Source organism: Massilia sp. 01N410 (assembly GCF_056399665.1).
The window spans coordinates 328,179-340,586 of the sequence record NZ_JBFTRV010000005.1 but is presented as its reverse complement, the minus strand read 5'-3'; the positions used below and the strand labels follow the sequence as shown (position 1 = coordinate 340,586).

The 12,408-nt window shown below is 65.5% G+C and carries 12 protein-coding genes; 7 read left to right on the top strand and 5 right to left on the bottom strand.

Features of this window, described 5'->3' with window-relative positions; translation table 11 throughout:
• Positions 1–171: 171 nt before the first annotated feature.
• From AC1DOP_RS09740 to AC1DOP_RS09720, 5 genes are all read right to left on the bottom strand, one after another.
• Positions 172–666, bottom strand: a complete 495-nt coding sequence (locus tag AC1DOP_RS09740) for an N-acetyltransferase family protein (RefSeq protein ID WP_477250862.1) — start codon at positions 664–666, stop codon at positions 172–174.
• Entirely contained in the window at positions 663–1,610 is a 948-nt protein-coding gene (locus AC1DOP_RS09735; protein ID WP_441934467.1) for a DMT family transporter, read from the bottom strand. Before AC1DOP_RS09735 ends, AC1DOP_RS09740 begins: the two co-directional genes overlap by 4 nt.
• Before the next feature lie 67 nt (positions 1,611–1,677).
• The gene (locus AC1DOP_RS09730; protein ID WP_441934469.1) at positions 1,678–2,139 is read right to left on the bottom strand and encodes an outer membrane lipoprotein; all 462 of its coding nucleotides are present in this window, start codon (positions 2,137–2,139) and stop codon (positions 1,678–1,680) included.
• Between the two features lie 53 nt (positions 2,140–2,192).
• Entirely contained in the window at positions 2,193–2,627 is a 435-nt protein-coding gene (locus tag AC1DOP_RS09725; protein WP_477250861.1) for an Mpo1 family 2-hydroxy fatty acid dioxygenase, read from the bottom strand.
• Positions 2,628–2,679: 52 nt separating this feature from the next.
• On the bottom strand, positions 2,680–3,642 hold the full coding sequence (locus tag AC1DOP_RS09720; RefSeq protein ID WP_477250860.1) for a LysR family transcriptional regulator: 963 nt from the start codon (positions 3,640–3,642) through the stop codon (positions 2,680–2,682).
• 122 nt (positions 3,643–3,764) lie between these two features.
• On the opposite strand from AC1DOP_RS09720, the gene AC1DOP_RS09715 reads away from it, so the two are divergent.
• From AC1DOP_RS09715 to infA, 7 genes are all read left to right on the top strand, one after another.
• Positions 3,765–3,917 carry a hypothetical protein gene (locus tag AC1DOP_RS09715; protein WP_441934475.1) on the top strand — a complete coding sequence of 51 codons (153 nt, stop codon included), beginning with the start codon at positions 3,765–3,767 and terminating at the stop codon, positions 3,915–3,917.
• Positions 3,914–4,792 (top strand): alpha/beta hydrolase, encoded by an 879-nt coding sequence (locus AC1DOP_RS09710; protein WP_441934476.1) that lies wholly within the window; start codon positions 3,914–3,916, stop codon positions 4,790–4,792. The genes AC1DOP_RS09715 and AC1DOP_RS09710 overlap by 4 nt, the downstream gene beginning before the upstream one ends.
• 198 nt (positions 4,793–4,990) lie before the next feature.
• Positions 4,991–6,196, top strand: coding sequence for an efflux RND transporter periplasmic adaptor subunit (locus AC1DOP_RS09705; RefSeq protein WP_477250859.1), 1,206 nt, complete (start codon positions 4,991–4,993; stop codon positions 6,194–6,196).
• Positions 6,197–6,208: 12 nt separating this feature from the next.
• Positions 6,209–9,403: an efflux RND transporter permease subunit gene (locus AC1DOP_RS09700; RefSeq protein WP_441934480.1), complete on the top strand. Its 3,195-nt coding sequence runs from the start codon at positions 6,209–6,211 to the stop codon at positions 9,401–9,403.
• Complete coding sequence (locus AC1DOP_RS09695; RefSeq protein WP_477250858.1) at positions 9,400–11,052, top strand: efflux transporter outer membrane subunit; 1,653 nt, start codon at positions 9,400–9,402, stop codon at positions 11,050–11,052. The genes AC1DOP_RS09700 and AC1DOP_RS09695 overlap by 4 nt, the downstream gene beginning before the upstream one ends.
• Positions 11,053–11,182: 130 nt before the next feature.
• Complete coding sequence (locus tag AC1DOP_RS09690; RefSeq protein ID WP_441934484.1) at positions 11,183–11,722, top strand: DNA-deoxyinosine glycosylase; 540 nt, start codon at positions 11,183–11,185, stop codon at positions 11,720–11,722.
• Between the two features lie 316 nt (positions 11,723–12,038).
• Entirely contained in the window at positions 12,039–12,305 is a 267-nt protein-coding gene (gene infA / locus AC1DOP_RS09685) for a translation initiation factor IF-1 (RefSeq protein ID WP_441934486.1), read from the top strand.
• Positions 12,306–12,408 lie beyond the last annotated feature (103 nt).

Sequence of the window (12,408 nt, the reverse complement as noted above, 5' to 3'; positions counted from 1 at the left end):
AGCCGGATGCGCACCTGGCTGCTGCCGTTCCGCGGCATCGCCAGCCGATACCTGGGCCACTACTTCGGCTGGCGCTGGGCGCTGGATGGCCAGCGCATTGCCAGTCCAGACGCCTTTTTGAGAGCGGCGCTCGGCAGATTCAACACTTAGCGCGAACAGCGCCTTTTTCTTTCAGGCCCGCGCCAGCGCCGTCAGCGGCTCGCCGGTCACGCGGCAAATGCGCCAGTCGGGCAGGATCTCGGCGCCCATGGACTTGTAGAAATTGATTGCCGGAGTGTTCCAATCCAGCACCGACCATTCGAAACGGCCGCACTCGCGCTCGACGGCGATGCGCGCCAGGTGTTTCAGCATGCGGCTGCCGTAGCCGTGGCCGCGGTGGGCCTGGCGCACGTACAGGTCTTCCAGGTACAGGCCCTTCTTGGTGAGGAAGGTCGAGAAGTTATGGAAGAACAGGGCGAAGGTCACCACTTCGCCATCGGCCTCGCCGATGATCGCTTCGCAGGACGGTTTCGTGCCGAACAGGCCTTCGTGCAGCAGGGCTTCGGTCGCCACCACCATGTGCTCGAGTTTCTCGAACACGGCGAGTTCGACGATCATCGACATGATGTGGGGGACGTCGGCCGGGGTGGCGGGACGGATGGCAAAAGTGGACTGTTGAGCGGTCATGGTGTTTCGAGGGGTGCGTCGAGCGCATTGTTCAGGTTGACGGAAGCCGCCTTGCGTTTAGGCGTGTACAGGGCCCAGGCGACACTGCCCAGGCAGACTGCCATGCCCAGCCATTCGATGGGGCCGGGACGGTAGTGTTCGAGCTTGATCGACATGAGCACCGACAGCACCGGCGTGATCACGCCGATATAAACGGTCTTGGCCGAGCCGATGCGGTTGATCAGCGTGAAGTAGCAGATGAAGGCCACCACCGAGCCGAAGATGGCCAGGTGCAGCAGGCCGAGCACGTAGGGCGTCGTGTGCGGCAGGATGAATTGCTGGCCACTGGCCAGGCACCACAGCGCGACCATGCAGGTACCCCAGAACATCGACCAGCCTGTGGTCAGGATCAGCTTGCTCGACTGCTCGCGCACCTTGCCGACCACGATGCTGCCGGCCGCGCTGGCGATCGAAGCGCAGATGCCGAGCCCCAGGCCGAGCAGGAAATGGCCCTGGCCGCCCTGGCTCAGGTCGTGCAGGGCGCCCTGGATCGAATGCCAGAACAGCAGGGTGACGCCGGCGATCGCACCGACCCCGGCGGTCCAGGTCTTGCGCGGGATCGGCGTGCCGAACACGAAGCGCGACAGCAGCGGCGTCCAGAACACCATCAGCGCGAACAGCACCGCCACCAGGGCCGAGACCACGTACTGTTCGGAGTTGTAAGTGCATACATACGAGAGGCCGAAGGTCAGGAAACCTTGCAGCAAGGTCCACTTTTGCGTGCGCCAGGGCAACCACAGCTTGTCGCCGCGCGCCAGGCACCAGGCGAACAGCGCCCCCGACGCTAACGCGAACCGGTAGACGACCGAGACGGCGGGCGGAATGTCGCCCAGTTGCAGGGTGATGGCCCAGAAAGTGGAACCCCAGATCAGGGAGGCGATGGTGAACAGGACGTAGGAAGGCATCCGGAAAGTATACGTGCTTTCCGGAGTTCATTGTGGCGCCAGCCGGGTTTGCTCGTCTATTTCGTCGTCAGTGCGTCACGCGGGTCGTATAACCGTTGCTCAGCAGACGCACCCGGTCCCCGGGCCGGAACATTTCGTCAGCCGGCTGGGTGATGGCGCGCAACTCTCCGCTGTCGAGGCGGACCGTGATCTCGAAGCCGGCGCGGTTGCCGGCATTGCGCTCGACCTGCTGGCCGACCAGGCCGCCGGCCACGGCGCCGATGATGCCGGTCGCGATCGACCCTTTGCCGCCGCCTATCTGGGAGCCGCCCAGCCCGCCCAGCGCGACGCCGGACATGGTGCCGACCCCGGATTCGGGGCTGGCGATGGTGACGTTGCGGATCGATTCGACGGTGCCCATGCGGATCACCTGTTCGTTCATGGTCTGGTAACTGTTGTACACGCTGCCCGACTCGGGCGGTGTGGCGCAGCCGGCCAGCAGGCCAGCTCCGGCCAGGGCGACGGAAAGGGGAATGGCGGCGGATTTCATGATGTGCTCCTCATGCGGCGCTGCGGCTGCAGCGGCCGATCCAGCCTACTCTTTTAATACGCCAGATTCAAACGGCGATACAGGAAGCCCAGCACGAACAGCGGTCCGATGAGCAGGAAGCGCAGGTCGTCGAAGAAGGAAGGCTTCTTGCCTTCGATCTTGTGGCCGATGAACTGGCCGATCCAGGCGACCACGAAGATCGCGATCGACAGCGGCAGCACCGTCATCGGCGGCATCAGGGCCAGCACGCCCAGCATCACGGCGCTCATCAGGAGCATGCCGAAGGCGAAGGGAGGCGACAGCCTGAAGTAATACACCAGCGAGGCCAGGCAGGCGATGACGGCGACGGCCGGGTGGATGCTCCACAGGATGCCCAGCAGCGACAACACGATCACCGGCACGCACACGAAATGGATCAGCTCATTGGTCGGGTTGCGATGGCTGTCGCTGTACTGTTCCAGCAGGGTGTCGATGGTGCGCGGCTGCATCGCTGTCTCCTCGTCATGTGACTTGTCATGCAGCCGATTCTACCGTCGCATTTTAGGCGGTGGCCTCTATTAATGCGGGCACCGCCTGCGGCCGCGGCACCGCGCGCAAGTGCATATAAGGGTGGTTCGCGAACAGGTCCGACACCCATTCGACGAAGACCCGCACCTTGGCCGACAGGTGGCGGTTCTGCGGATAGACGATGTGCACCGGCAGCGGCTCGCTGGTCCAGTCGGGCAGCAGCTGGACCATGCGCCCGGCCGCCACGTGCTGGGTCACCAGGTAATCCGTCATCTGGATCACGCCCAGGCCTGCCAGGCCCGCCTGCACATAGGCGTTCGAATCGTTCAGCGCGATCACGCCGCGCATCGGGATGTCGATGCGTTCCTCGCCGCGCCGGAAGTCCCAGTCATAGGTCTTGCCGGTCTTGGCCGAGAAATAGTTCACGCAGCGGTGGCGCTCGAGGTCGAGCGGGTGCTGGGGCACGCCGTAACGTTCCAGGTAGGCGGGCGAGGCGGCGGTCAGGAAGTTGATGATGCCGACCCGGCGCGCGATCAGCCTGTCGTCGCCCAGCTCGCCGCCGCGGATCGCGCAGTCGACGCCTTCCTCGATCAGGTCGACGGGGCGGTCGGTGCTGCCCAGTTCCATCATGATGTCCGGATAGCGCTCGAAAAAGGCGGGCAGGGCGGGGATCAGGATCTCGCTGGCCAGGCCGGTGGGCACGTCCACGCGCAGGCGTCCGCTGGGCGACAGCCGCGTGCGCGACAGCGATTCCTCGGCATCGCGCACGTCGGACAGGATGCGCACGCAGCGTTCGTAATAGGCGGCGCCGTCGGTGGTCACGGTCACCAGGCGCGTGGTCCGGTGCAGCAGCTTGGCCGACAGCGAGGCCTCCAGCGATTGCACCAGGGTCGACACGGTGGCCTTGGGCATTTGCAGGGTCTCGGCCGCGCGCGTGAAGCTGCCGGCGTCCACCACCTGCACGAAAACTTCCATGGCTTGCAGCTTGTTGTTCATTTCGATTGTTCAGGGATCTGAATAATGGATTCGGGATTGAGGTATTTATCAGATTCTAGATCATGTCTATAGTGTCGGCACGGTCACTGATAAAAGTGCCACTTAACGAAGGGAAGCAGGTCATGAAACGACGCGATGGAGGTTTCTTCACAAGCCTGGCGCTCGCGCTCAGCGTGACGCTGATGGCGGGACTGATTGGCACGGACGTCTACGCGAACGCCGCCGCGGGCGAAGCCGCCGGCTACCAGGCCCTGTTCAATGGAGCGCAATCATGAATGCCGCCGTTCTGAACAATGAGCAGCTCGACCAGCAGGAAGCGATGCGCGAACTGGTGGTACGCGAACTCGAGGTCGCCGGCTTCGAAGGCCCGCTGGCGGGCCGCCTGTACCGCGCGGCGGTGGACGGCAAGCGCGACATCCTGATCGTGTTCTTCCATGGCGGCGGCTTCGTCGAGGGCGACCTGGACGAGTCCGACAGCTTCCTGCGCCGTCTCGCAGACGCGAGCGCTTATCCGGTGGTGCTGTCCTCGACCTATACGCTGGCGCCGGTCAAACCCTTTCCGGCGGCCGCCGAGGATGCGCATGCGATCGTCAACTGGGCCAAGAAGAACAAGAGCAAGCTCGGCTGGACCGGCAAGCGCCTGATCGTGGCCGGCATCGAAGCCGGCGGCAACCTGGCGGCGGTGGCGGCGATGATGTCGCGCGACCGCGGCGGCCCGCTACTTTCCGGCCAGATCCTGATCATGCCGATGCTCGATCCCGGCCTGTCGACCTGCTCGATGCGCGAGATGCCGACCTGCCCCGATAAAGCCCGGGTGTTCGACGAATGCGCCGCCGCCTACCGCGGCTACCTGCCGCACGCGGCCGACCGCGGCCACCCCTATGCGTCGCCGCTGCAGTCGAGCCGCCTGAAGAACCTGGCGCCGGCACTGATCCTGTCGGCCGACGACGACCCGCTGCGCGACGAGGCCGAAGCCTACGGTGCCAAGCTGATCAACGCAGGCGTGAGGACCACGGTGCGGCGCATGGCGCCGGCCCGCATCGAGGAGCCGAACGCCCGCAACGAATGTGCGTGTACGGGCCATGCCCTGCACGAAATCGCCAACTTCATCGCCGGGCTCGAATCCGACAACGCACCGCCCGGCAAATGACCTGATCTGTCACGGATCGCCCGGCTGGAACGTCTAGCCGGTAACGCTTCACCGCACCCAAAACCACAACAACGTGCCTGTTCGCAGGCACGGGAGACCTGTCTTTTCCTGCGTTTCTGTCCGCATCCCGCATGCGAGACCGGAAGGGACCGCTTTCGCCTAATTATTAATAAGTCATCAAGATCGGAGGGCTCACTCATGAAAGCAATTCATCAATTACGTAGCGCGGTACGACCCGTCGTCCTGGCGCTCGGCGCCGCCGGCGTCGCTGTCCTGATCGCCGGCTGCTCGGACGCGACCGGCAAGGCGGCCGAAGCCCAGACCCAGGCCCAGGCCGGTCCGCCGGTGTCCGCCGCCGTCGTGGTCGAGAAGCCGGTCGCCGATACACAGGAATTCTCGGGCCGCCTGGAAGCCGTGGAACACGTCGAGATCCGTCCGCGCGTGTCCGGTTTCATCACCGCCGTCAACTTCAAGCCCGGCGCCACGGTGAGGAAGGGTGATGTGCTGTTCGTGATCGATCCGCGTCCGTTCCAGGCCGAAGCCGAACGCGCCGACGCCGCCGCAAGATCCGCCCGTGCGAAAGCCGAGCTGGCGAAGCTGGAACTGACCCGCGCCGAGCGCCTGCTGGGCGACAAGGCCATCGCCCAGCGCGAGTACGACGCCAGCGCCTCCGCGCAGAAGGAACTGGAAGCGAATGCGCGCGCCGCCCAGGCCCAGTACGAAACCGCGAAGCTGAACCTGGGCTATACCCGCGTGGTCGCGCCGATCGACGGCCGCGTGTCGAAGGCCGAGATCACCCTGGGCAACCTGGTCGACGCCTCCAGCATCCTGACCTCGGTGGTGTCGCTCGAGCGCATCTACGCCAGCTTCGACGGCGACGAAGACACCTATCTGCGCGTGCGTTCGCAGGCCCACAGCGGCCAGCCTGTCACGGTGCGCATCGGCCTGGCCAACGAAGAAGGCTTCCCGCACGAGGGCAAGCTGGAATTCGTCGACAACCAGCTCGACACCCGCGCCGGCAGCGTGCGCATGCGCGCCATCTTCGCCAACAAGGACGACGTGATGGCGCCCGGCCTGTTCGCCCGCGTGCAGATCGGTGGCGGCAGCGAGAAGCCCGCCCTCCTGATCAGCGACCGCGCGGTCGGCACCGACCAGAGCCACAAGTTCGTGTTCGTGGTCGACAAGGACGGCAAGGCCGAGTACCGCGAAGTGAAACTGGGCCCGGTGGTCGAGGGCCTGCGCGTGGTGAAGGCCGGCCTGAAGCCGGGCGAAAAAATCGTCGTCAACGGCCTGCAGCGCGTGCGTCCGGGTTCGCCGATCACCGCGCAGACCGTGCCGATGGTCGCCACCACCAGCGTGGGCAAGGACAAGTCCGCGCAGCTGGCCATGGCAGATGCAAAATAAGGAATCAATAACATGAACATCTCACGCTTTTTCGTCGACAAGCCGATCTTCGCGGCGGTGTTGTCGGTCATCGTCTTCGTGGCCGGCCTCATCTCGATCTTCCAGCTGCCGATCTCCGAGTATCCGGAAGTGGTGCCGCCGTCCGTGGTGGTGCGCGCCCAGTATCCGGGCGCGAACCCGAAGGTGATCGCGGAAACCGTCGCCACCCCGATCGAACAGGAGATCAACGGCGTCGAGGACATGCTCTACATGACCTCGCAGAACACCTCGGACGGCGCGCTGCAGCTGACCGTGACCTTCAAGATCGGCACCAACGTCGAGCAGGCCGAGACGGCCGTGCAGAACCGCGTCCAGCGCGCGCTGCCGCGCCTGCCGGAAGAGGTGCGCCAGATCGGCGTCACCACCGTCAAGAGCTCGCCCAACATCACGATGGTAGTCCACCTGAATTCGCCGGACGGCCGTTACGACGACCTCTACCTGCGTAACTATGCGACCCTGAACGTCAAGGACCAGCTGGCGCGCATCAAGGGCATGGGCGACGTCCAGCTCTTCGGTTCGGGCGACTACGCGATGCGCGTCTGGCTCGACCCGCAGAAGGTCGCGGCTAGAGGCCTGACCGCCGGCGACGTCGTGGGCGCAATCCGCGAGCAGAACGTGCAGGTCGCGGCCGGCGTAGTCGGCCAGGGTCCGTCGAAAGGCGCGGACTTCCAGCTGACCGTGAACACCCAGGGCCGCCTGCAGTCGGAAGAGGAGTTCGGCAACATCGTCGTCAAGACCAGCCAGGATGGCGCCACCACCCTGCTGAAGGACGTCGCTCGCCTGGAGATGGGCTCGAACTCCTATGCCCTGCGCTCCCTGCTCGACAACAAGTCGGCGGTGGCGATCCCGATCTTCCAGTCCCCGACCGCGAATGCGCTGCAGCTGTCGACGGACGTGCGCAACAAGATGGAAGAGCTGTCCAAGGACTTCCCGCAAGGTATGAAGTACAGCATCGTCTACGACCCGACCCAGTTCGTGCGCGAGTCGATCGACTCGGTCGTCCACACCCTGATCGAAGCGGTGGTGCTGGTGGCCCTGGTCGTGATCGTGTTCCTGCAGACCTGGCGCGCCTCCGTCATCCCGCTGCTGGCGGTGCCGGTGTCGGTGGTCGGTACTTTTGCCGTGATGCTGGCTTTCGGCTTCTCGATCAATACCCTGTCGCTGTTCGGCCTGGTGCTGGCGATCGGTATCGTGGTCGACGATGCGATCGTGGTGGTGGAGAACGTCGAGCGGAACATCGAGAACGGATTGACGCCGCACGACGCCACCGTGCAGGCGATGAAAGAGGTGTCCGGTCCGATCATCGCGATCGCCCTGGTGCTGTGCGCCGTGTTCGTGCCGATCGCTTTCGTGTCCGGCCTGACCGGCCAGTTCTACCGCCAGTTCGCCCTGACCATCGCGATCTCGACCGTGATCTCGGCCTTCCTGTCGCTGACGCTGGCACCGGCCCTGTCGGCCGTGCTGCTGCAGCCGCATGGCGCCAAGAAGGATGCGCTGACCCGCGGCATGGATGCCGTGTTCGGCCGCTTCTTTGCGGGCTTCAACCGCTTCTTCCACCGCTCCTCGCATGCCTATGAAGGCGGTGTGAAGGGCGTCCTGAAGCGCAAGAGCGCCTCGCTGGGCGTGTACGTGCTGCTCGCGATCGCCGGCATCTTCATGTTCAAGGCGGTGCCGCCGGGCTTCGTGCCCTCGCAGGACAAGGCTTACCTGATCGGCTTCGCCCAGCTGCCGGACGCTGCCTCGCTGGACCGCACCGACACCGTCATCCGCAAGATGTCGGATGTCGCCAAGCAGATCCCGGGCGTGGAATCCTCGGTCGCCTTCCCTGGCCTGTCGATCAACGGCTTCACCAATGCGCCGAACGCCGGCATCGTGTTCACCACCCTGAAGCCTTTCGACCAGCGCAAGGGCAAGGAACAGAGCGCGGAAGCCATCGCCGGCGAGATCAACAAGCGCATGGGCGCCATCGAAGACGCCTTCGTGATGGTCCTGCCGCCGCCGCCGGTGAACGGCCTGGGCACCACGGGCGGCTTCAAGATGATGATCGAAGACCGCGGCAACCTCGGCTACGATGAGCTGAACAAGGCGGTGCAGGCCTTCATGGCCAAGGCCGCGGCCGACAAGCGCCTGGCCGGCGTGTTTTCGGGCTACCAGATCAACGTGCCGCAGCTGTTCGCCGACGTCGACCGCGTGAAGGCCAAGCAGCTGGGCGTGTCGCTGGCCGAGATCAACCAGACCTTGCAGATCAACCTCGGCTCGCTGTACGTGAACGACTTCAACCAGTTCGGCCGCACCTACCAGGTGCGTGTGCAGGCCGATGCGCCCTTCCGTTCGCAGCGCGAGCAGATCGCGCAACTAAAGGTCCGCTCTGGCAGCGGCGAGATGATTCCGCTGTCCTCGATCATGAAGGTCAAGGACACCTATGGCCCGGACCGCGTCCAGCGCTACAACAACTACGTCGCCGCCGAGATGAACGGCGGCCCGGCTCCGGGCGTGTCCTCGGGCCAGGCCCAGGCGGCGATGGAGGAGATCGCACGTGAAGTGCTGCCGAAGGGGATCGCGTATGAATGGACCGACCTGACCTACCAGGACATCCTGGCCGGTAACACCATGATCTACGTGTTCCCGCTGTGCGTGCTGCTGGTGTTCCTGGTGCTGGCCGCGCAGTACGAAAGCTGGACCTTGCCGTTGGCAGTCATTTTGATCGTGCCGATGTCGATCCTGTGCGCGCTGATCGGCGTGAAGCTGACCGGTGGCGACAACAATGTGTTCACCCAGATCGCCCTGTTCGTGCTGGTCGGCCTGGCGTCGAAGAACGCGATCCTGATCGTGGAATTCGCGGTCGAGCTGGAACACCACGGCCGCAGCATTGTCGCCGCCGCGCTGGAAGCCTGCCGCCTGCGCCTGCGTCCGATCCTGATGACCTCGATCGCTTTCATCATGGGCGTGGTGCCGCTGGTGTTCTCGCACGGCGCCGGCGCCGAGATGCGCCACGCGATGGGTGTGGCGGTGTTCGCCGGCATGCTGGGCGTGACCTTCTTCGGCCTGTTCCTGACGCCGGTGTTCTACGTCCTGCTGCGCACCCTGGCGGCGCGCTTCGGCAAGCCCTCGCATCGCCTCGAGCATGTCGAGCCGCACGCCCCCGAACTCGAAGGAGCATTGAAATGAGTGTAGTGATGATCAACCCGGTTTCCCCGACGCCTCAGGCCGGACAGGCCTGGAAGGCGGATAGAGACGCGGCCCTCGACGAAGCCCTGGCGCGGCCGAAGGGCCGCTCGGTGGCGCAGCCGGTGGTGAAGACCGTCGCGAAGTTCGCGCCGCGCTTCGCCTCCGTGCTGGCGGCCCTGCTGCTGAGCGCCTGCGCGGCGCCGGCCTTCCACCAGCCGGCCGTGTCGACGCCGGCGGCGTTCAAGGAGGCGCAGGTGGCTTCGCCTTCGGCATCGCCCGAGGTGGTGCGCAGCGCCGCCGACGGCACCACCTGGAAGATGGCGCAGCCGGCAGAAAGCCAGCCGCGCGGCGAATGGTGGAAGGCCTTCAATGACGCCCGGCTAGACAGCCTGATTGCCCAGGCCACGGCCAGCAACCAGAACCTGTCGGTGGCCGCGGCGCGCGTGAAGCAGGCGCGGGCCATCGCCGGCATCGCCGAAGCCGACCGCATCCCGCAGATCGGCGTCGGCGTCGGCGCCCAGCGCGGGCAGCAGTCGCCGCTGGAAGCCGGCCTGGCGCCCGGGACGCGCATGTCCCCGGTGACCAGCTACAAGGCGAACCTGAGCGCCAGCTACGAGGTCGACCTGTTCGGCCGCGTGTCCGGCAATGTGGCGGCAGCGCGCGGCGATGCGGGCGCCGTCGAGGCGACCTATCGCTCGGTGCTGCTGTCGCTGCAGGCCGACGTCGCCCAGACTTACTTCCGTCTGCGCGCCCTGGACGCGGAAATCGCGACCGTGAACCAGACCGTGCGCCTGCGCGAAGAGAGCGTGCGCGTGACCGGGCGTCGCTTCGAACTGGGTGACATCGGCGAGTTCGACCTGTCGCGGGCGAAGACCGAACTGTCGACCGCGCGCGCCGAGGCGATCGGCCTGCAGCGCCAGCGCGCCACGGCGGAACACGCGCTGGCGGTGCTGCTGGGCCAGCCGGCCTCGAACTTCGGCGCCGCCAGCGATCCGCTGGAAGCGAGCGCCAACCTGCCGCTGATCCCGGCCGGACTGCCGTCCGCGCTGCTGGAGCGCCGTCCGGACATCGCCAGCGCCCAGCGCACGATGGAAGCGGCCAACGCCCGCATCGGCGTGGCCAGAAGTGCGATGTTCCCGGCGCTGAGCATCGGTGCCAATGGCGGCGGCGTGGCCGGCACCTTTGCCGACGTCTTCAAATGGAGCAGCCGTTCCTGGCTGCTGGGCGCGGCGTTGTCGATGCCGCTGATCGACGGCGGCCGCAATCGCAGCAACGTGGTGCGCAGCGAGGCCGCGCTGGAAGAAGCGGTGGGCGCCTACCGCCAGAGCGTGCTGGTGGCCTTCGCCGAAGTCGAGGACAACCTGGCCGGCCTGCGCGTGCTGGCGGGGCAGGGCGCCGAAGTCGAGCAGGCTTTGGTATCGGCGCGCCGCTCGGCCGACCTGGCGCAGAAGCTCTACGACGCCGGCCGCTCCAGCTATCTGGAGCTGCTGGATGCGCAGCGCAACCTGGCTGCAGTCGAGCGCACCGCCGTGCAGCTGCGCGGCGACCGGGCGGTCACCACGGTGGCGCTGATCCGCGCGTTGGGCGGCGGCTGGGATGCTGCGCCGGCTTCTTCGCCGGCAGGCAGTGTGGCGCTGGCCAGCAAATGATGTGAGGTGAGGGGGTAGTTTTTGGGATGCCCTTTGCGGCGGTACGTACGAGCGTGCCGCCGTTTTTTTTCATCGTCATTCCGCTTTCGCGGGAACGACGTATTTCAGGCGAGCGGGCTACAATCGCCCCATGTCCAGCACTTCTCTCGAATCGACCTCCCTTCTCACCGGTCTTGCCCCTATCATCGCCCCCGGCACGCGCATCCTGATCCTGGGCAGCTTCCCCGGCGCCGCCTCGTTGGCCGCCCAGCAGTACTACGCCCACCCGAGGAATCAGTTCTGGAAACTGGTCGGCGCCCTGGTCGATGAAGACCTCTACAGCCTGCCCTACGACGAACGCCTGCCGCGCCTGCTGGCCCACCGTTTCGGCCTGTGGGACGTGCTGGCCGCCTGCGAGCGCGAAGGCAGCCTCGATTCCGCCATCCGCAAGCCGGCCGCCAACGATTTCGACCGCCTGCGGCATCTGTGTCCGGCACTGGAAACGGTGGGCTTCAACGGCCAGGCATCCGGCAAGTTCGCGCCGCAGTTCGAACAGGCCGGCTACCGCACCGTGGTGCTGCCGTCGTCGTCGCCGGCGCACATGGCGATGGGCTTCGAGCAGAAGCTGGCCGTGTGGCGCAGGCTGGTCGACCCCGGCCTGGATGCCGGCGTCACCGCCCGGCTGTTCTGAGGTATTTGTGCGGTGCAAAAGGAACCGTGCTACACTACGTTATCGGTCAGGTCTGATGGTCCTGCCGTTCCTCGCGAAAGGCACGCGGCGCAATATGTGTAATGCTGCGCGCGAGCACGCCAGACGGGGATGTCATTCCACATACGTTGGTCGGTTTACACGATGGGTGCACCTGGCAGATAGCCTGGGCGTCCGGGCTCCGCACCTTGCAGATAGCAAGGGCTGGAGCGGCGATTAAGGCATTGGCGTCACATTGAAACGAAGCCCGCAGTGAGCGGGCTTTTTTTTCACCATCCTACCGAACTGGAGTATGCAGATGGCAAAAGAAGAACTGATCGAAATGAATGGCGTTGTCTCGGAAGTTTTGCCCGACTCGCGTTTTCGTGTGGATTGCGAAAATGGCCACAAGCTGATCGCCTACACCGCGGGCAAGATGAAGAAAAACCACATCCGTATCCTGGCCGGCGACCAGGTCAGCCTGGAGCTGTCGCCGTATGACCTCAGCAAGGGCCGCATCACCTTCCGCCACATCGAAAAACGCGGCGCACCGGCAGCCCGGTCGAGCTTCCGCGGCCGCCGCTGACAGCACGGCGAACGTAAAAGGGCGCCAGCCCTTTTTTTTCGGCGCAACGTCCCCATATCTGCTCCACCCCCCAGTCTCCACACGGCTCGACACTGCAGCCGGA